This is a genomic window from Giesbergeria giesbergeri (genome assembly GCF_054779375.1).
The window spans coordinates 747,769-765,766 of the sequence record NZ_BAAGYJ010000002.1 but is presented as its reverse complement, the minus strand read 5'-3'; the positions used below and the strand labels follow the sequence as shown (position 1 = coordinate 765,766).

Genomic DNA, 17,998 nt, shown 5'->3' with positions numbered 1-17,998 from the left:
TCGTTCAGGTAGGACGGGTACGGTAGAACTGCAAAGGCTGTTCTTGCACCGCTTTTTGCTGCTGTTGCAGCACGGATCGCTTGATTTTGCCCATCACATGCATTTCGCAAGGTTTGCAGTCAAAACGCAACGTCAGTTTTTCTTTGCCATTGATCAGGTGCAGTGGCTCGGCCTTGATCGTACCCTTGACGCCAATGACCCCCTTGGCCTGTTTGGGGCACAAACTCAGTGAGAAACGCACGCAATGTTTGGTGATCATCAGGCTGACTTCGCCTTCTTCCTCGTGGCTTTCGTAGGCAGCGTCAATCACCCGTACCCCATGCTTGGCGTAGAAGTCTCTGGCTTTATGGTTAAACACATTTGCCAGGTAACTGAGCGTGTCTTCTGGATATGGCACGGGGGGCTCCACTGGCTGGGCACGCGGTAGGCGTTGTAGCCCACTGAGGCGAGCGGCTTCCAGGGCTGTTGCGGCTTCGCGGCGCAATGCGTTCAGTACCGAGGCTGGCACAAACCACGGTTGTGACAACGACAGACTGACGTCATGCACCGCAAAAATGGTGGTGCCAAAACGGCCCAGTTGTTCATGCAAACTGGCTTCAGCTTTGCCGGGATCTGTGGCCTGCTGGTGGGCTTGCGCTACTTGAGCCGTTCCTGTAAACCCGTCCTCATCGGTGAGGGTGAGGGCAAAGCCGTTCACTATTTCAGTCAGTTGTACCCACAGGCCAATGCGCCGATCACTGGATTTTTTGTCCAGCGTGCGCACCCAATCCATATCTCGGTTGCGGTTGATCTCTGTGCCTTTGCGCAAATCTTTCAGGTTGGCCAGAGGGTCTTTAGGAAAGACCCGCCATTGCGTTTTATGGCGTGCTGATACAGGTTCGGCCCGGTTGATGGCCAGCCCAACCAGTTCTTTTTGCAGGTCGTAGTAACACAAGCCATCGCCGTTGTGCAGCACAGTTTCGGGGTTGCTCACTTCTAGTTCGACAAAATCTGGCCCCAGTTTGGTTACCCAACCAATGGCCTGACCAGGGTTCTTGGGCGTGTCAAAAGCACCAATGTCTGCTTTGCGACCATTGACAAAATAATCCGTGAACTCACGGTTAAAGTTTTGCAATGGATCTGGTGTGAAGGTAAAGGTGGTCTGGCCGCTGGAGGCGCGTGCCAGTGGCTGCTCAGAGAACTGGCGCTCCTCCAAGATGTCATCGAGCAGTTTGCGGTAGTGCGCCGTGATGTTTTTCACATAGGCTATGTCTTTGTAGCGGCCTTCGATCTTGAAGCTGCGCACGCCGGCATCCACCAAAGCACGCAAGTTTTCGCTTTGGTTGTTGTCTTTCATGCTCAAGACATGTTTGTCGTGGGCTACAAACCGGCCCGTGTCGTCCACCACTTGGTAGGGTAGGCGGCAGGCTTGGCTGCAATCGCCCCGGTTGGCACTGCGGCCTGTGTGGGCATGGCTAATGTTGCACTGGCCGCTATAGGCTACGCACAGTGCACCATGCACAAAAAACTCGATGGCGCAGCGTGCAGGGTCGGTGGCGGCACGCACGGCGGCAATTTGTGGCACCGTCAATTCACGGGCCAGCACAATCTGGCTCAAGCCAGCGTCTTGTAAAAAACGTGCTTTTTCGGGTGTGCGGATATCGGTCTGGGTGCTCGCGTGCAGCTGAATGGGGGGCAAGTCCAGCTCTAGCAACCCCATGTCTTGGATAATCAAGGCATCGGCACCGGCGTGGTACACATCCCATGCCATTTGGCGGGCACCTTCGAGTTCATCGTCGCGCAAAATGGTATTGAGCGTGATAAAGATGCGGCTGTGAAAGCGATGGGCATGGCGGATCAGGCGTTCAATGTCGCGCAAATCGTTGCCGGCTCCGGCGCGGGCGCCAAAGGCAGGGCCGCCGATATAAACAGCATCGGCGCCGTGGTTGATGGCCTCAATGCCGATGTCGGCATCGCGCGCAGGAGAGAGGAGTTCAAGCTGGTAGGGCAGGAGAGACATGCCTGCGATTATCCTGTGCAGCTTACACAGTCCTTGTCATGGCACAGTAAAACAACAATTTCCTTTCAGGGCACCATGTCATCTGGGCTCTGCGTGTAAAGCATGGGTGCAGTACGATAGGATTGAGGAAATGAGTGCAGTTCCATCGGAAGCCAAACAACAACCCCTGAGCCTGACTGCCAGTTCAGTAAATGGCAAGGTCTTTCGCATGCCGTTGTTTCGACCCGGCACGGTGGTGTTGCGTGGTACCAAAAGGCACACAGTTCATTATGTGATGATTCGCCGAGGAGACTTGTGGATCTATCTCAACGGTGTAGAAGCTCCAGTACGACCCGAAACCTTGCGCGTAGCACCGGCTTTGTTTGCAATCGAGCGCCAGTCTGGCCGCTGAGGGCACACCAAGGCGGGCTGTTTATGGCGCTGTGGTTTTGTGTTCTGCCATGGTTTGGCCCAGCCGGACGGGGCGGGCAGGCGCCCAGTGGGTGCTGAAATGCAAGGGGCCTGGTGGAAACAGCAGCACCACGGTCGAGCCGAGTAAAAAGCGGCCCATCTCTTGGCCCTGCTCCAAGTAAATGTTCTGATCGGCATAGTTCCAGCTGCGCAATTGTCCGGTGCGCGGTGGATTGACTTGACCGTGCCAAACGGTGGCCATGCTGCCCACGATAGTGGCACCCACCAGCACCATGGCCATTGGGCCGTAGGTTGTTTCAAACAGGCAGACCACCCGCTCATTGCGGGCAAACAGGCCCGGCACCCCGCGCGCGGTGGTGGGATTGACAGAGAACAAGGCTCCTGGCACATGCACCATGCTGTGCAGTTTGCCAGCACAGGGCATGTGAATGCGGTGGTAGTCGCGCGGGCTGAGGTAGATGGTCGCAAAGTGCCCGTTGGCAAACTGAGCGGCCACAGTAGCGTCACCGCCTAGCAATGCGGTGGCGCTGTAGCGGTGGCCCTTGGCCTGAAAAATCTGCTCCCCCTCAATAGCCCCAAATTGGCTTACTGCCCCATCGACAGGGCAAATCAGGTCGGCTCGGGCCAAAGGCCGAACCCCCGGCTTGAGCGAGCGCGTAAAGAAATCATTGAAACTGGCGTAATTGCGGATGTCGGGGTCGGCTGCCTCGGACATGTCAACGCCATAACGGGCTACAAAACGCCGAATCAGGGTTGTCGTCCAGGCACCAGCCTGTGCGCGAGCCACACGACCGGCCAGAGTGGTCAATGCCCGTTGGGGCAGCAGATATTGTGGCAAGACGGCAAGACGATCGGACACAGGTAGGGCTGTCTGGTAATGGCAGGATAGGGGCATTCTATCGGTACCGATGTTGGCATGGGTGTACGCGGGCAGAATCGGCCTCTCTGGTGCTTTTGTTTTCACCCTACGTTCGGTTGCTTATGTCTTTGCCAGACCCCGTTCCATCGACCCCTCCTGTGCCCAAGTCTTCTTGGCCGGGTAAGGCGTGGTGGGCGCGTTTTCAACCGGGGGTTTTGGGCATTGACCGTGTCGAGGCAGTCCGCGTGGTGGTGGGTATTGCGTTGGGGATCTGGGCGGTGGCTTGGGTGGGGCGTTGGTGGCAGGGCTGGATGCCAACGGCGGGGCCGTGGCTGATTGCTCCCTTGGGCGCCAGTGCGGTGTTGGTGTTTGGGATGCCGTCAAGTCCACTCTCACAGCCGTGGCCTTTGTTAGGTGGCAGCATGGTGTCGATGGGCGCTGGGGCATTGGGCGCAGTGCTATGGCCCGAGCCAGTATGGGCGGCTACCTTTGCCGTGGCTGGGGCTGTGCTGGCCATGTTGTTGTTGCGGTGCCTGCATCCCCCTGGGGCCGCATTGGCTTTGTTCATGGTGCTGAGTCATCAACAGCAGGGACTGATGCCCGATGTTCGTGCCGTGTTGCTCATGCTGTGGGTGTTACTGCTGGTGGGGATGGCCTACAACCACTTGACGGGCCGCAGTTATCCCCATGCACCATCGGCATTACCCGCCAGTTCGCAATCACCAGGGCAATTCACGGCCAGTGATTTGGATACGGCGCTGGCCCATTACAACGGTGTGTTGGATATCAGTCGGGCGGATCTAGAAGGGCTGTTGCACATGGCCGGTCGGGCCGCTTTTCAGCGCACGCTGGGCGATTTGCGCTGTGCAGACATCATGTCCAGTCCGCCGCTGGCAGTGCAAGCGGGTGTATCCCTCTCGCAGGCTTGGGCGTTGATGCAGCAAGAGCAGGTAAAAGCCTTGCCCGTAATGGATGCCCAAGGCAGGGTGTGCGGTATGGTCACTACCACTGACTTCATGCAATTGGCCCGTCCCCCAATGCCAGCTTCTTGGGGACAACGCTTGCGTGCAATGGTGCGTCGCAGCCACAAACCACCCAGTGTGGTCAGCGAGTTGATGTCGGGGCCAGTGCAGGTAGCACAGGCCCAACAATATGCAATGGAGCTGGTGCCCTTGTTTTCGCAGGGCCGTTACCACCACATTCCGATTGTGGATGCAGAGTTGCGGCTGGTGGGCATCGTCACACAAACGGATCTTTTGCGCGCCTTAGCTGCTGCAGTGCAGCCAACGGCGCAGCGTTGATACAGCACTGGTCAGACAGGCGACAAGCGCGTTACAATCGAGACTGCTCATGCACAGCGCGTTCTGCATGCACACTGAAGCCGTATCCTCGGCACTTTCCTGACCTGTCCTACGGGTGCAGCGACTCTCACAGCCCGCCACGCCAAGTGCAGCCCACCCCTACAGGGGGCATGGTTCTTGTGCCGGATGCGCAATGCGCGTCAGCACCAGACCTTGACGATAAACATACCAATTTGCTTTTTACGAGATAGAAAATGGCTAAAGAAGAACTGATTGAAATGCAGGGCAGCGTGACTGAAGTCCTGCCCGACTCGCGTTTTCGCGTGACGCTGGACAATGGGCACCAGTTGATTGCCTACACGGGTGGCAAGATGCGCAAGCACCACATCCGTATTTTGGCGGGTGACAAGGTGTCACTGGAAATGTCCCCTTACGATCTGACCAAGGGTCGCATCACTTTCCGTCATTTGGCAGGCCGTGGCCCTGGCCCAGCCCCCCGTTAATGGTTTGTTGGGCTGATTTTTTTAGCCATTCTCTTCAGAACAGAGATTTTTCCGGTTAGAATACAAGTCTTGTCGGAGCGTAGCGCAGCCTGGTAGCGCATCTGCTTTGGGAGCAGAGGGTCGCGAGTTCGAATCCCGCCGCTCCGACCACCGTTTAAAAGCCTGTTGCATTTTGTGCAACAGGCTTTTTTATTTTTTCTGTGCCTGTCTCACAAAAAACGCGGCCGAAGCCGCGTTGTCTGCAAGGGCAGGGCCAAGGGGTTTATTCCACCTTGGCTTTGGTACGCAAGCCTTCTTGGTATTGCGCCAGCTTTTGTTGCCGCAATTGCTGAGCCACTTGGGGCTTGACCTCTTCTAGCTTGGGCAATTGGGCTTGGCGGGTGTCATCCAGGCGGATAACGTGCCAGCCAAATTGGCTCTTGACCGGGGTTTGGGTCATTTTGCCTTTTTCCAGTTTGATCAGAGCTTCGGTGAATTCGGGTACATAGCTGGCTGGATTGGCCCAGTCCAGGTTGCCACCTTTGGCGCCCGATCCAGGATCTTTGGATTGTTTTTTAGCGATGTCTTCAAACTTGCCACCTTTTTTGATGGAGGCAATGATGGCCTTGGCATCGTCTTCTTTCTCTACCAAGATGTGGCTGGCTTTGTATTCTTTGCCACCATTGGCCGCAACGAACTTGTCGTATTCGGTCTGGATTTCGGCATCAGTGACAGGGTTCTTGGCTTCGTAGTTAGAAAACAGCTCGTTGATCAGCACTTGCTGACGGGCCAGTTCCATCTGTGCTTTGTAGCTGGCCGAAGATTCCAAGCCCAGGCGCTGAGCCTCTTGGGTAAACACTTCGGCTGTGATGATCTGGTCTTTGATCCGTGCTTCGATCTCGGGGGTGACTTTGCGGCCAGAGCGTTCTACCTGATCCTTGATGGTGTTCAGACGCTCTGTGGGCACAGGCTTGCCGTTGACGACGGCCAGGTTTTGGGCGGAAGCAGGCAGGGCCAAGGTGCCCAGCATGGCAGCAGCCATCAAGCTGGACAGAAACTGTTTCTTCATGAGAGAAATCCAAAAAAGGGAAAAAGACTGGTCAGAGAATTTCAATGGCGATGGCATGCACGCCACGGTTTATCCATTCTTGCAGCGCATCATACACAAGGCGATGCTGGCGTACACGGGGCAAATTGGTAAACACCGGTGAGCTTATGCGTACTCGGAAATGGCTGCCAGCACCTGTTGCATTAGCACCCGTATGGCCCGCATGGGCCGCGCTTTCGTCTAGCACTTCCAGCGTGGTAGGAGCCAGTGCCGTGTGCAGGCTGTGTGCCAAGGCCGCCGCAGTGATGGGGGGCTGCTGTTGTGGGGTCATGGCTGTGCATCCTTGCCATTGCCGAGCAACGCTGGCTCTTTCAGGTGGCGCGACAGATAGAGTGCCTGTGCAATGACAAAAGCAAACATCAACCCCATGCCGCCAAAGAGCTTGAAGCTCACCCAGGTGTCAGTATCGAAGGTGTAGGCCACCCACAGGTTGAGTACGCCCATGCTGGCAAAAAATCCGGCCCAAGCCCAATTCAAATGGCTCCAGACTGCATCGGGCAATTCCATCTGCGCTCCCATCAGGCTTTTGATGAAATTTTTGCGCAAGAACAGTTGTCCTAACAACAAGGCTCCACCCATCAGCCAATAAAGTACGGTGGGTTTCCATTTGATAAAAGTTTCACTCTGGGCCAGCAGGGTAGCGCCGCCAAATAGCACGATCACGCCCAGACTGAGCCATTGCATAGGCTCTACCTTGCCGTGCTTGAAGCGCAGATAAGCAATCTGTAGCACGGTAGCGGCAATGGCCACCGCCGTAGCTACATAAATGCCACCGAGCTTGAAGGCGACAAAAAACAAAATGATGGGGAAGAAATCGATCAGGAGTTTCATGGGGCAGTGGAGCTAGAGGGTCAAGGCTGGCTAGAGGTGAAATCTAGCGCGGCTGAATTCATACAGTAGCGCAGGCCGGTGGGGGCGGGGCCATCTTCAAATACATGGCCTAGGTGGGCGCCGCACTGGCTGCACACGGTTTCTACCCGTACTCGGCCCAGACTGTGATCCATGACCTCGGTGATAGCACCGGGCAGAGCTTGCGAAAAACTAGGCCAACCACAACCAGCATCAAACTTGGTGTGGGCACTGAACAAGGTGGCGCCGCAGCAAATACAGTGGTAGCTGCCATCGGTCCACTGCTGGTTGTATTTGCCAGTAAACGGGCGTTCGGTAGCCGCATGGCGTGTCACTTGCAACGCACCGGGCTCTGCCCCCTTGGCTTGTAACAGTGCTTGCCATTCGGCTTCGGTTTTTTGGATGGGGAAGTTCATGATGAGCAACTGATGGAAATGGAAGAGGCCCACGCGGGCGGAAAGTCCGCCCACGCCGCATGATCAGGGTGGGCATCAAAAGGACTGCCCAGCACAGTTTGCAAACGTTGGAGCACAGAAAAGTCGCCAAGTTTCGCCGCTTCGATGGTTTCTTCGGCCAGATGGTTGCGCAACACAAAGCGTGGGTTGGTGTGTTGCATCGTAGCAGCCACTTGCCCCCGGCTTTCTTGGCCCAGCCGCGCCAAGTAACGAGGTAGCCAACTATCAAAATCTACCGGATCGAGCAGTAATTCGCGCACGGGGGTAAAGTGGTCTTCGGCCACAGCAACTGATAGCCGGTGCCAGAAGATGGGGTAATCCACTCGCTGGAGTGCCAGCCATTGCAGTAAATTGCCCACCAGTGCCGTGTCTTGATGGCAAGGAGTGGACAGGCCCAGTTTAGCCCGCATTTGCTGCAAAAACGAATCGCTAAACTGTTGCTGGTAGTCCTCCAAAGCGGCTTCTGCGATGGTTGGTTCACCAATCAGTGGTTGCAGAGCTTGCCCCAGGCGGTAGAGGTTCCAGCGCACGATTTCGGGTTGGCGGTGGAAGGCATAGCGGCCGTGGTGATCGCTGTGGTTGCAGATATGGCCGGGATCGAAGGCATCCAAGAATTGAAAAGGGCCGTAATCGAGTGTCAGGCCCAAAATGCTCATGTTGTCGGTGTTGAGTACGCCATGACAAAAACCGATGGCTTGCCATTGCGCTACCAATTGGGCGCTGCGTTGCGACACCGCATGTAGCAAGGCTGCATAAGTGTTGCCATTAAAACGGTCATTGTGGCGACAGTTTGGATAGTAGTGGTCTATCACGAAATCAGCCAGTTGGCGCAGTTCGGGCCATTGTTGACGGGCTGCAAAGTGTTCAAAATGCCCGAAGCGGATAAAACTGGGTGCGACCCGAGTGACCACGGCAGCGGTTTCTCGGGTTTCGCGGTATACCGGCTCGGGCGAGCCAGTGATGCACAGCGCCCTGGTGGTTGGAATGCCCAGCGCGTGCATGGCCTCACTGCACAGAAATTCACGAATACTGGAGCGCAATACCGCCCGGCCATCGCCACCACGAGAATAGGGGGTGCGTCCACTGCCTTTGAGTTGCAACTCCAGTGGGCCGGTGGGAGTTTGCACCTCGCCTAGCCAGATGGCCCGGCCATCACCCAGCTGTCCAGCCCAATGGCCAAACTGGTGTCCACTGTAGACGCTGGCCAGCGGTGCGCTGCCTACCAAGGGTATATTGCCACTGAAGGCGTGTAGGGCGGCATCAGACGACAACCAGTCGGTTTTTAACCCTAGCAGTTGTGCTGTGCTTGGGCTGATGCCCACCCAGTAAGGGGCTGGTAGGGGGCTGGGAGGCAGCCGGGTAAAGAATGCAGGGCCGAGACTGGCAAAACGGTTGTGCCAGACCCAGCCTGCATCGGCCAGCAGTGGATTATCGGCAGACGGATTCATGGAGCCGATTGTCGTCGGCGGCGTGCAAGCACAAAGGGGGCAGGGTTAAAGCCTGGTGGGTATTTGCCAAGCCGCTAACATGCTGGCACCGCTGGTGCTGGATTTGTTCTTGTGTCCAGCGAAGGAGCACTGCTGATGGGTTTGGAGTTATTGTTGGTGTCCTTGCTCAATGGCATCAGCTATGGGTTGCTGTTGTTCATGCTCAGTGCTGGTCTTACGCTCATCTTTAGCCTGATGGGGGTGCTCAACTTTGCCCATGCCAGCTTTTATATGTTGGGGGCGTATTTGGGCTACAGCTTTTCGGCGTTGTGGGGTTTTTGGTTGGCACTGTGGCTAGCACCCTTGGCGGTAGGAGTGCTGGGGGCGATGTTTGAGCGTTATTGTTTGCGTCGTGTGCATCGCTTCGGTCATGTGCCAGAGTTGCTGGTGACGTTTGGTTTGTCTTATCTGGTGCTGGAGTTGGTGCAATTGCTCTGGGGCCGCTCTACGGTGCCTTACACCCTGCCAGAAGCTTTGCAGGGGCCATTGTTCCACCTGTATGGCGTGCAGTTTCCGAAGTCACGCGCTTTCATTATGCTGGTAGCCTTGCTCATGTTGGCGTCAATCGGGTTATTGCTGGCCTATACCCGTATTGGGCTGGTCATTCAGGCGGCACTGGAGCATCCTGAGATGGTGCAGGCGTTGGGGCATAACGTGCCGCGTGTTTTTATGTGGGTATTTGGCGGCGGTTGTGCATTGGCAGCATTGGCTGGGGCGATTGGTGGCAATACCTATGTGACCGAGCCAAGCATGGCGGCTTCGGTGGGCTCCATCATTTTTGTGGTGGTGGTCGTGGGGGGGATGGGGTCGCTGGTCGGGGCTTTTTTGGCCTCTTTGTTGATTGGCCTATTGCAAACATTGGCAGTGGCTATAGACACCCCAGTGGCCCGTTTTTGGCAAGTGCTGGGCGGCTCGTCGCTGGGTGAGGGTAGCGCATGGGGGCAATTAACGGTGGCGCAACTGGCGCCCATTTTGCCCTATGTGCTGCTGGTGTTGGTGCTGGTGTTGCGCCCCCAAGGGCTGCTGGGCCAGCGCCAAGATTAAAGGATATCGCCTGCGATGACTACAACCACTGCCCAAACCATGCGGCCGCGCTGGGTGATGGGTATGCTGTGGGCCTTGCTTATTCTGCTGCCATTGGTGTTGCCCTTTGTGTGGCGCAGCAGTCTGGCCCTGAGCATGTTCTCGCAGATGGGCTATTTGATCATCATTTGTCTGAGTTACAACATTTTGCTGGGTCAAGGCGGTATGTTGAGCTTTGGTCACGCGGTTTATTCTGGCGTGGGCGCTTTTATGGCGGTGCATGTGATGAACACAGCCAGTCAGGGCGGTTGGCTGGTGCCCTTGGTGCTGGTGCCTTTGGTGGGGGGGGCTGCAGGGTTGGTGTGTTCTGCCTTGTTGGGCTTTGCCGCCACGCGCAAATCGGCCACGGTATTTTCAATGATTACTTTGGGGTTGGGCGAGCTGATGGCCGCTGTGGCTTTGATGTTTCCGCAATGGTTTGGGGGGGAAAGCGGCATCAGTACCAATCGGGTTTATGGCCCTGCATGGGGAGGCATCACCTTTGGTTCTGCTATCGAGGTCTATTATTTGATTGCTGTCTATGGCTTGTTGTGTGCTTTGGCGATGTGGGCGCTGACCCAGACACCTCTGGGCCGTGTTCTGAACGCTGTGCGCGACAACCCCGAGCGAGTGGCATTCATTGGTTACAACCCACAACGTGTGCGCCATATAGCTTTCATGATGGCTGGGTTTTTTGCCGGGGTTGGTGGTGCACTGGCTGCCATTCATCTGGAAATGGTGACGGCAGCCGACAGTTTTAGCATGGTGCGTTCAGGCCATTATTTGCTCTTCACCTTTTTGGGGGGAGCAGCGTTTTTTGCCGGCCCGATTCTGGGGGCCGTGTTGATGGTCTTGACATTGGTGTGGTGGTCTGAGATTTCGGCCGCTTGGCTTTTGTATTTGGGGCTGGTTTTCATTGGCATGGTGATGTATGCCCCCGGTGGGTTGGTCAGTGTGTTGGTGGCTGGGTGGCATTGGCTAGGTGCGTTAAGACAATGGCGTTTGTGCTGGCGCTGGTACCTACTGCAAGCCTTGGCTACGGTGTCAGCGGTGCTGGGCGCTTGTGCTTTGGTAGAGATGGCCTACCATTGGCAACAGCAGGCCACGCTGGGGCCAGAATTGGGGTTTTTGGGTGTTGCGCTCCACACCAATCTGTTTTTGCACTGGGGTGGTGCAGCCGTGCTGTGTTTAGGTGGTGGGTGTGCCAGTATCATGTTGCAACGCTTTGCGAATACAAAGGCGTGCAGCAGCCTATAATGCGAAGGCATGCGGGTGTAGTTCAATGGTAGAACGGCAGCTTCCCAAGCTTCATACGAGGGTTCGATTCCCTTCACCCGCTCCAGTCAAACTGGGCAAACGAGTCGCCTTGTGACAAAGACAGTTGATTTCCCTGCTTCGGCGACTGTGCTTTTTCCTGCAAAATTTCATAGCAAGCGTTCTGCGCCGTTTTGCCCGGGCAGCCTCGTGATTCGTGAGGCATATCAAAGCCAAGCACCGCAACGTGCTATGCCAGATTACCGTACCATCCGCGAACGCCTAGTAGCAGCGGTCTCTGTCCTTAGGGGGAGAGACAAGAGCAATCCAATGCACAGTCCGGTGCCGTATCCCGTTTCCCCTTGGGCGCTTGAGTTGTGTGATGTGCATCAGCGGTTTGGCAAAACCGATGTGTTGCGTGGAGTTAACCTGACGGTAGCCAGTGGTGAGCGTCTGGCTATCATTGGCCCTAACGGTGCGGGCAAGTCCACCTTGTTTCATCTCATCAGCGGGCGCATGCCACCCACTGGCGGGAAGATTTGGTTGCAGGGGCAACGCATTGATGGCAAGCCTGCGTATGAGATTAACCGTCTGGGGCTGTCGCGCAGTTTTCAGATCAGTAATCTCTTTCCTCGCTTAAGTGCGTTTGACAATCTACGTTGCAGTTTGCTGTGGAGTCTAGGCTACCGCTACAGTTTTTGGCATCTGCTCTCTGGCTTGCATGATGCCAATGCCCGCAGTGCTGAACTGCTGGAGTTGCTGCAATTAACCGATAGCCGTGATACCCCAGCCATGCACCTGAGTTATGCACAACAGAGGGCATTGGAATTGGGCATGACCTTGGCCAGTGGTGCCCGTGTGATTTTGCTCGATGAGCCCACCGCAGGCATGAGCCGCAGCGAGACGACACATTTCATCCAGTTGATACGGCAGGCCACACAAGGCCGCACCCTCTTGACGGTGGAGCACGATATGGAGGTGGTATTTGGGTTGGCAGACAAGATCGCTGTGCTGGTGCAGGGGCAGATCGTTGCTTGTGACACCCCAGAAAGGGTGCGTGCCAACCCACAGGTGCAGGCAGCTTATCTGGGCACAACGGTATGGAGTGATGTACCAGTACCAACTGGGTTGGCGCAGGAATAGCGCAGGCCGAAGATGCTCCACGTACAAGACCTCCATGCCTATTATGGCAACAGCCATGTGCTGCAAGGCGTTTGTTTGGATGTGCAGCCGGGTGAGATTGTGGCGCTGCTGGGGCGCAATGGCTCGGGACGTTCCACCACAGCCAAGGCCATCATGGGGTTGGTGCAATGGCATGGCACATTGCAATGGTGCGGTCAGAGTTTGGCAGGGCTGGCTCCCCATGATATAGCCCAACAGGGGCTAGGCTATGTGCCTGAGAGTCGTGACGTGTTTGCCCAGTTGACGGTACAGCAGAACCTATTGTTAGGACAAAAAGATGGACGCTTAGCCAAGCGTTGGTCGTTGGATGATATGTACCAGCTGTTTCCGCAACTGCGCCAGCGCCAACACACACGGGCGGGTGTGCTCTCTGGGGGCGAGCAGCAGATGCTGACGTTGTGTCGCACCCTGATGGGAAACCCAGAGTTGATCCTCATTGACGAGCCCACCGAGGGCTTAGCTCCCCAGTTGGTTGCATTGGTAGGGCAGTTTTTGCATACACTGCGTCAGCACGGCGTGGCTGTGCTGCTGATAGAGCAAAAACTGGCCATTGCATTGGAAGTATCAGATCGGGTGGTGTTGATGGGACAGGGCCGGGTGGTGTTTGAAGGCACGCCTGAGAGTTTGCGCGCCCGCAGTGATGTGCGGCAGGAGTGGCTGCAGGTTTGAACGAACTGCCCTATCCTGCGCATTTTTTGCTCTGAAAGTTGCCATGTTAAGTTTTGGTGTTGATATCCCCTTTGTCAAACTGCTGGGCTTTACCTTGCACCGTATGGAGAATGGCGAGTCCGAACTGCACTACGAAGCCCAGCCCGACCATTTGAACTCCTTTGCCGTTACCCACGGCGGTGCCAGCATGACCTTATTGGATGTAACCATGGCCACGGCTGCTCGCAGTGAGATTCCACACATGGGGGTGGTGACGATCGAGATGAAAACCAGCTTCATGCAACCCGCCCGTGGGCCACTGGTTGCCAAAGGACGGCTGCTCCACCGCACGGCGACCCTGGCCTTCACGGAAGGTACTGTTTTGGATGCTGAAGGCCGCATTTGCAGCCATGCTACTGGCACTTTCAAATACGTGCGTCGTTTGCCAGTGGATGGTCGCAGTATTCATGCACTACAGACCATTGCTACCGACTGAGGCGTTGAAGGGGCTTTCAGGGTTGCCGAAATGGGGTGCCCGTCAGCCGTGCGCCAGCCTTGAGCCCCCGCTGTTTGAACCAGCCTTGGTGCATTTCTAGCACATAGCGCACGGGTTTGCTGGAGCAGTGTGACTCCAGACTCTGGGGTTGCATGTCGACCAAATTGACGATAGTGCCATCATCTGCCAAAAAGGCAGCTGTCAGGGGCAACAGGGTGTTTTTCATCCAGAAACATTGGGTGGCGGCTTGTTCAAACACAAACAGCATGCCTTCATGGCCGGGCATATTCTGGCGGTGCATCAGCCCAATCTGGCGTTCTTCAGGGGCTTGGGCTACTTGCGCGTCAATGCGGTGCATGCCTGTGGTGAGTACGACACGTGGCAGATGCAGTTGGGGTGCGTCTTGGGCGAGGGCGCCAGTAGCCACTGTAGACAAGAGCAGCGCGAGTAGGGAGCGCAACAGCACAAGGGCTGTACTGGGTACAGGCATGCGGCCACGCAAGGCAGACAGGAGCGAAGACATAAGTGGGCAGTACAAAACAAAGACAAACAGAAATGCCAGTTCTACCGCACCGGGGCCGATGGTGGGGTGGTCGATAGAAAAAATTTCTGCGTAGAACGGTAGTAAATTTTGTATTACGCAATTTCAATGCCAAAAACCGGATTTCTACCGATGCTTGGAAACGAAAATCAGGCACCATCGGAGTGCGCCTGTCGGCCTACCGTTACAGTTGCCAGCGTTTCTGAATCTTATTTCTGGAGATAAGCCATGAGTACCCAAGCACCTACCATCATCTATACCCTGACCGATGAAGCGCCACGTCTGGCCACTGCATCGTTCCTGCCTATCGTTCGCGCTTTTGCCAAGTCGGCTGGTATTTCGGTAGAAACCAGTGACATTTCGGTGGCAGGTCGCATTCTGGGCCAGTTTCCTGAGTACCTGAGCGAAGAGCAGCGCGTGACGGACAATCTGGCCGAGCTGGGCAAGCTCACGCTCAAGCCCGAAGCCAACATCATCAAGCTGCCCAATATCAGCGCCTCCGTGTCTCAGCTGTTGGCAGCTATCAAAGAGCTGCAAGCCAAGGGCTACGCCATCCCCGACTTTCCCGAAAATCCCAAAGACGAGAAAGAAAAGGAAATCCGTGCCCGCTACAACAAGTGCATTGGTAGCGCCGTGAACCCTGTTTTGCGTGAGGGCAATTCCGACCGCCGCGCTCCCAAGGCCGTCAAGGAATACGCCCGCAAAAACCCACACAGCATGGCCGAGTGGAGCCAAGCCTCGCGCTCGCACGTCTCGCACATGCACCACGGCGACTTCTACCACGGTGAAAAGTCCATCACCCTAGACCGCGCTCGCGATGTGAAAATGGAGTTGCTCACCAAGAGCGGCCAAACCATCGTGCTCAAACCCAAGGTCTCGCTGCTGGATCGTGAAGTGATCGACAGCATGTTCATGAGCAAAAAAGCACTGGTGGCGTTTTACGAAAAAGAAATCGAAGACGCGCACAAAACAGGTGTCATGTTCTCGCTGCACGTCAAGGCCACGATGATGAAGGTATCGCACCCCATCGTGTTTGGTCACTGCGTGAAGATTTTCTACAAAGATGCCTTTGAAAAGCACGCCAAGCTGTTTGAAGAATTGGGTGTGAATGTCAACAACGGTATGGTGGATCTGTACAACAAGATTGCCACCCTGCCCCAAAGCCAACAAGACGAAATCAAGCGCGACTTGCACGCCTGCCACGAAGGCCGTCCCGAGCTGGCGATGGTGGACTCTGCCAAGGGCATCACTAACTTCCACTCGCCCAACGACATCATTGTCGATGCCTCCATGCCCGCGATGATCCGCAATGGCGGCAAGATGTGGGGTGCGGATGGCCGCCTCAAGGACGTGAAGGCGGTGATGCCCGAATCGACCTTTGCCCGTATCTACCAAGAGATGATCAACTTCTGCAAGTGGCATGGCAACTTCGACCCCAAGACAATGGGCACCGTGCCCAATGTGGGTCTGATGGCCCAGCAGGCAGAAGAATACGGCTCGCACGACAAGACCTTTGAGATTCCTGAAGACGGTATTGCCAACATCACGGACCTGAATACCGGTGAAGTGTTGATGAGCCAGAACGTGGAGCAAGGCGACATCTGGCGCATGTGCCAAGTCAAAGATGCAGCGATTCGCGATTGGGTGAAGCTGGCGGTGAACCGTGCCCGCAACTCCGGTATGCCTGTGGTGTTCTGGCTGGACGCTTACCGTCCGCACGAAGCCCAGCTCATCACCAAGGTCAAGATGTACCTGCACGAGCACGACACCACTGGCCTCGACATCCAAATCATGAGCCAAGTGCGCGCTATGCGCTACACCTTGGAGCGCGTGATCCGTGGTCAAGACACCATCAGCGCCACTGGCAACATTCTGCGCGATTACCTGACCGACCTGTTCCCCATCATGGAACTGGGCACCTCGGCCAAAATGCTGTCCATCGTGCCTTTGATGGCTGGTGGCGGTATGTACGAAACTGGTGCAGGCGGTTCGGCACCCAAGCATGTGCAACAACTGGTGGAAGAAAACCACCTGCGTTGGGATTCGCTGGGTGAGTTCTTGGCCTTGGCGGTGTCGTTGGAAGACTTGGGCATCAAAGAGCACAACGCCAAAGCCAAGCTGCTGGCAAAAACTTTGGATGCAGCCACTGGCAAGCTGTTGGACAACAACAAGAACCCCAGCCCCAAGACAGGCCAGCTCGACAACCGTGGCAGCCAGTTCTACTTGGCGCTGTATTGGGCGCAAGAATTGGCTGCACAAACTGAAGATGCTGCATTGGCTGCCCAGTTTGCCCCCTTGGCCCAACAACTGTCTGCCAACGAACAGCAGATCGTGGAAGAGCTCAATGCCGTTCAGGGTCAGCCCGCTGACATTGGTGGTTACTACCTGCCCGAAGTGCAAAAGCTCGATGCTGTGATGCGTCCAAGCCAAACCTTCAATACCGCACTGGAGAGCCTGCAGGCTTAATCCTGCGGTTGGGCGATAGCTTTTGGAGCCATGTTTGTATGGCTCTGGGGCACCGCTAGAATCAAAAAAGCACACACAGGCTGTGGCATTTGCCCAGCCTGTTGTTTTTTGATCCATAGAGTTTTCACCACCATGACCCATTACCAGCATATTCAGGTACCTACCCAAGGTCAGAAAATTACTGTCCAAAACGATCTGTCGCTGCAGGTGCCAGACCGGCCCATCATTCCGTTCATTGAGGGTGACGGAGTGGGGGTGGACGTGATCCCTGTCATGATGCGGGTGGTCAATGCGGCAGTAGAGCGCGCTTATGCGGGTCAGCGTCAGATTCAGTGGATGGAAGTCTATGCGGGGAGTAAAGCGACCCAGATTTATGGCCCGGATGTGTGCCTACCCGAAGAAACCGTTGCGGCTCTGCGCGATTTTGCGGTGTCTATCAAAGGGCCATTGGCTACTCCGGTGGGGGAAGGTATCCGTTCGCTCAATGTGGCACTGCGCCAGGCACTCGATTTGTATGTCTGCTTACGCCCTGTGCGCTACTTCAAGGGGGTGCCTTCGCCTTTGAGAGAGCCTGAAAAGACCAATATCGCCATCTTCCGTGAAAACTCAGAGGACATCTATGCCGGTATTGAGTTTGAAGCGGGATCGGTGCAGGCCCAAAAACTGATTGACTTCTTGCAGCAGGAATTGGGTACGCAAAAAATTCGCTTCCCAGACACCTCTGGCATTGGCATCAAGCCGGTGTCGCGCGAGGGGACAGAGCGTTTGGTGCGCAAAGCCATCCAATATGCGATTGATCATGACAAGCCTAGCGTCACCTTGGTGCATAAGGGCAACATCATGAAATACACCGAGGGAAGTTTCCGCAATTGGGGCTATGCCTTGGCGCAAAAAGAGTTTGGCGCTCAGCCCGTGGACGGTGGCCCTTGGTGCCACCTGACCAATCCGAGGACGGGCCGAGAAATCACCATCAAGGACAGCATCACAGATGCTTTCTTGCAGCAAATCTTGTTGCGTCCAGCAGAGTATTCGGTGGTAGCTACCCTGAACCTCAATGGGGATTACCTCTCAGATGCATTGGCGGCCCAAGTGGGGGGTATTGGGATTGCCCCAGGCGCCAATCTGTCTGACTCGGTGGCCTGCTTTGAGGCCACGCATGGCACAGCCCCACGTTATGCGGGCAAAGACTATGTGAATCCAGGCTCGGCCATTTTGTCGGCAGAGATGATGTTGCGCCATATCGGGTGGACGGAAGCTGCCGATCGGATGGTGGCGGCACTGGAGCAGGCGATTGCGTCCAAAAAAGTGACTTATGACTTTGCCCGTTTGATGAGTGGTGCCACCCAGGTCAGTTGTTCTGGTTTTGGTCAGGTTGTGGTCTCCTATCTGTGATGGGTA

18 protein-coding genes and 2 tRNA genes are annotated in these 17,998 nt (G+C 55.8%); 12 read left to right on the top strand and 8 right to left on the bottom strand.

Annotated features, from left to right (window positions below):
* Window positions 1-4: 4 nt before the first annotated feature.
* On the bottom strand, window positions 5-1,999 hold the full coding sequence (locus tag ACYVB2_RS07695) for a peptidase U32 family protein (RefSeq protein ID WP_382429908.1): 1,995 nt from the start codon (window positions 1,997-1,999) through the stop codon (window positions 5-7).
* Between the two features lie 130 nt (window positions 2,000-2,129).
* Here ACYVB2_RS07695 and ACYVB2_RS07690 point away from each other — a divergent pair, with 130 nt between their 5' ends.
* Window positions 2,130-2,390: a hypothetical protein gene (locus ACYVB2_RS07690; RefSeq protein WP_382429910.1), complete on the top strand. Its 261-nt coding sequence runs from the start codon at window positions 2,130-2,132 to the stop codon at window positions 2,388-2,390.
* A 21-nt stretch (window positions 2,391-2,411) separates the two neighbouring features.
* On the opposite strand, the gene asd is transcribed toward ACYVB2_RS07690, so the two are convergent.
* Complete coding sequence (asd, locus tag ACYVB2_RS07685; protein ID WP_382429912.1) at window positions 2,412-3,269, bottom strand: archaetidylserine decarboxylase; 858 nt, start codon at window positions 3,267-3,269, stop codon at window positions 2,412-2,414.
* A gap of 122 nt (window positions 3,270-3,391) precedes the next feature.
* Here asd and ACYVB2_RS07680 point away from each other — a divergent pair, with 122 nt between their 5' ends.
* The 3 genes from ACYVB2_RS07680 (at window position 3,392) to ACYVB2_RS07670 (ending at window position 5,223) form a co-directional block, all read left to right on the top strand.
* On the top strand, window positions 3,392-4,570 hold the full coding sequence (locus ACYVB2_RS07680) for an HPP family protein (protein WP_460535945.1): 1,179 nt from the start codon (window positions 3,392-3,394) through the stop codon (window positions 4,568-4,570).
* Between the two features lie 254 nt (window positions 4,571-4,824).
* A complete protein-coding gene (gene infA / locus ACYVB2_RS07675; RefSeq protein WP_382429916.1) occupies window positions 4,825-5,073 on the top strand; it encodes a translation initiation factor IF-1 in 249 nt (82 codons plus the stop codon).
* Window positions 5,074-5,146: 73 nt separating this feature from the next.
* Window positions 5,147-5,223: transfer RNA gene (locus ACYVB2_RS07670), tRNA-Pro, on the top strand.
* Between the two features lie 112 nt (window positions 5,224-5,335).
* Here ACYVB2_RS07670 and ACYVB2_RS07665 read toward each other — a convergent pair.
* Genes ACYVB2_RS07665 through ACYVB2_RS07645 form a run of 5 tightly spaced genes read right to left on the bottom strand, consistent with a single transcriptional unit; the run spans window position 5,336 to window position 8,912 of the window.
* On the bottom strand, window positions 5,336-6,121 hold the full coding sequence (locus ACYVB2_RS07665; protein ID WP_382429918.1) for a peptidylprolyl isomerase: 786 nt from the start codon (window positions 6,119-6,121) through the stop codon (window positions 5,336-5,338).
* A 31-nt stretch (window positions 6,122-6,152) separates the two neighbouring features.
* Window positions 6,153-6,431, bottom strand: coding sequence for a BolA family protein (locus tag ACYVB2_RS07660; RefSeq protein ID WP_382429920.1), 279 nt, complete (start codon window positions 6,429-6,431; stop codon window positions 6,153-6,155).
* Window positions 6,428-6,991: a septation protein A gene (locus ACYVB2_RS07655; RefSeq protein ID WP_382429922.1), complete on the bottom strand. Its 564-nt coding sequence runs from the start codon at window positions 6,989-6,991 to the stop codon at window positions 6,428-6,430. Before ACYVB2_RS07655 ends, ACYVB2_RS07660 begins: the two co-directional genes overlap by 4 nt.
* 20 nt (window positions 6,992-7,011) lie before the next feature.
* Window positions 7,012-7,425, bottom strand: a complete 414-nt coding sequence (msrB, locus tag ACYVB2_RS07650) for a peptide-methionine (R)-S-oxide reductase MsrB (protein WP_382429924.1) — start codon at window positions 7,423-7,425, stop codon at window positions 7,012-7,014.
* Entirely contained in the window at window positions 7,422-8,912 is a 1,491-nt protein-coding gene (locus ACYVB2_RS07645) for a protein adenylyltransferase SelO (protein WP_382429926.1), read from the bottom strand. The genes msrB and ACYVB2_RS07645 overlap by 4 nt, the downstream gene beginning before the upstream one ends.
* Window positions 8,913-9,047: 135 nt before the next feature.
* Between ACYVB2_RS07645 and ACYVB2_RS07640 the strand changes: the two genes are divergently transcribed.
* The 6 genes from ACYVB2_RS07640 (at window position 9,048) to ACYVB2_RS07615 (ending at window position 13,593) form a co-directional block, all read left to right on the top strand.
* The gene (locus ACYVB2_RS07640) at window positions 9,048-9,995 is read left to right on the top strand and encodes a branched-chain amino acid ABC transporter permease (protein ID WP_382430490.1); all 948 of its coding nucleotides are present in this window, start codon (window positions 9,048-9,050) and stop codon (window positions 9,993-9,995) included.
* A 15-nt stretch (window positions 9,996-10,010) separates the two neighbouring features.
* Complete coding sequence (locus ACYVB2_RS07635) at window positions 10,011-11,270, top strand: branched-chain amino acid ABC transporter permease (RefSeq protein ID WP_382429928.1); 1,260 nt, start codon at window positions 10,011-10,013, stop codon at window positions 11,268-11,270.
* 11 nt (window positions 11,271-11,281) lie between these two features.
* Window positions 11,282-11,355: transfer RNA gene (locus tag ACYVB2_RS07630), tRNA-Gly, on the top strand.
* A 242-nt stretch (window positions 11,356-11,597) separates the two neighbouring features.
* Window positions 11,598-12,410: an ABC transporter ATP-binding protein gene (locus ACYVB2_RS07625; RefSeq protein WP_382430492.1), complete on the top strand. Its 813-nt coding sequence runs from the start codon at window positions 11,598-11,600 to the stop codon at window positions 12,408-12,410.
* A gap of 12 nt (window positions 12,411-12,422) precedes the next feature.
* The gene (locus ACYVB2_RS07620; RefSeq protein WP_382429930.1) at window positions 12,423-13,118 is read left to right on the top strand and encodes an ABC transporter ATP-binding protein; all 696 of its coding nucleotides are present in this window, start codon (window positions 12,423-12,425) and stop codon (window positions 13,116-13,118) included.
* A gap of 43 nt (window positions 13,119-13,161) precedes the next feature.
* Window positions 13,162-13,593 (top strand): PaaI family thioesterase, encoded by a 432-nt coding sequence (locus ACYVB2_RS07615; RefSeq protein WP_382429932.1) that lies wholly within the window; start codon window positions 13,162-13,164, stop codon window positions 13,591-13,593.
* Window positions 13,594-13,609: 16 nt separating this feature from the next.
* Here the strand turns inward: ACYVB2_RS07615 and ACYVB2_RS07610 are convergent, their stop codons facing one another.
* A complete protein-coding gene (locus tag ACYVB2_RS07610) occupies window positions 13,610-14,083 on the bottom strand; it encodes a DUF192 domain-containing protein (protein WP_382430494.1) in 474 nt (157 codons plus the stop codon).
* A gap of 279 nt (window positions 14,084-14,362) precedes the next feature.
* Between ACYVB2_RS07610 and ACYVB2_RS07605 the strand changes: the two genes are divergently transcribed.
* Window positions 14,363-16,600, top strand: coding sequence for an NADP-dependent isocitrate dehydrogenase (locus tag ACYVB2_RS07605; RefSeq protein WP_382429934.1), 2,238 nt, complete (start codon window positions 14,363-14,365; stop codon window positions 16,598-16,600).
* 132 nt (window positions 16,601-16,732) lie between these two features.
* A complete protein-coding gene (icd, locus tag ACYVB2_RS07600; protein ID WP_382429936.1) occupies window positions 16,733-17,992 on the top strand; it encodes an NADP-dependent isocitrate dehydrogenase in 1,260 nt (419 codons plus the stop codon).
* The last annotated feature ends 6 nt before the right edge of the window (window positions 17,993-17,998 follow it).

What these genes read in the sequence shown, in the direction of transcription:
- ACYVB2_RS07695 (WP_382429908.1), bottom strand. Translation starts at nt 1,999, where the DNA reads ATGTCTCTCCTGCCCTACCAGCTTGAACTCCTCTCTCCTGCGCGCGAT.
- ACYVB2_RS07690 (WP_382429910.1), top strand. Translation starts at nt 2,130, where the DNA reads ATGAGTGCAGTTCCATCGGAAGCCAAACAACAACCCCTGAGCCTGACT.
- ACYVB2_RS07680 (WP_460535945.1), top strand. Translation starts at nt 3,392, where the DNA reads ATGTCTTTGCCAGACCCCGTTCCATCGACCCCTCCTGTGCCCAAGTCT.
- infA (WP_382429916.1), top strand. Translation starts at nt 4,825, where the DNA reads ATGGCTAAAGAAGAACTGATTGAAATGCAGGGCAGCGTGACTGAAGTC.
- ACYVB2_RS07665 (WP_382429918.1), bottom strand. Translation starts at nt 6,121, where the DNA reads ATGAAGAAACAGTTTCTGTCCAGCTTGATGGCTGCTGCCATGCTGGGC.
- ACYVB2_RS07660 (WP_382429920.1), bottom strand. Translation starts at nt 6,431, where the DNA reads ATGACCCCACAACAGCAGCCCCCCATCACTGCGGCGGCCTTGGCACAC.
- ACYVB2_RS07655 (WP_382429922.1), bottom strand. Translation starts at nt 6,991, where the DNA reads ATGAAACTCCTGATCGATTTCTTCCCCATCATTTTGTTTTTTGTCGCC.
- msrB (WP_382429924.1), bottom strand. Translation starts at nt 7,425, where the DNA reads ATGAACTTCCCCATCCAAAAAACCGAAGCCGAATGGCAAGCACTGTTA.
- ACYVB2_RS07645 (WP_382429926.1), bottom strand. Translation starts at nt 8,912, where the DNA reads ATGAATCCGTCTGCCGATAATCCACTGCTGGCCGATGCAGGCTGGGTC.
- ACYVB2_RS07640 (WP_382430490.1), top strand. Translation starts at nt 9,048, where the DNA reads ATGGGTTTGGAGTTATTGTTGGTGTCCTTGCTCAATGGCATCAGCTAT.
- ACYVB2_RS07635 (WP_382429928.1), top strand. Translation starts at nt 10,011, where the DNA reads ATGACTACAACCACTGCCCAAACCATGCGGCCGCGCTGGGTGATGGGT.
- ACYVB2_RS07625 (WP_382430492.1), top strand. Translation starts at nt 11,598, where the DNA reads ATGCACAGTCCGGTGCCGTATCCCGTTTCCCCTTGGGCGCTTGAGTTG.
- ACYVB2_RS07620 (WP_382429930.1), top strand. Translation starts at nt 12,423, where the DNA reads ATGCTCCACGTACAAGACCTCCATGCCTATTATGGCAACAGCCATGTG.
- ACYVB2_RS07615 (WP_382429932.1), top strand. Translation starts at nt 13,162, where the DNA reads ATGTTAAGTTTTGGTGTTGATATCCCCTTTGTCAAACTGCTGGGCTTT.
- ACYVB2_RS07610 (WP_382430494.1), bottom strand. Translation starts at nt 14,083, where the DNA reads ATGCCTGTACCCAGTACAGCCCTTGTGCTGTTGCGCTCCCTACTCGCG.
- ACYVB2_RS07605 (WP_382429934.1), top strand. Translation starts at nt 14,363, where the DNA reads ATGAGTACCCAAGCACCTACCATCATCTATACCCTGACCGATGAAGCG.
- icd (WP_382429936.1), top strand. Translation starts at nt 16,733, where the DNA reads ATGACCCATTACCAGCATATTCAGGTACCTACCCAAGGTCAGAAAATT.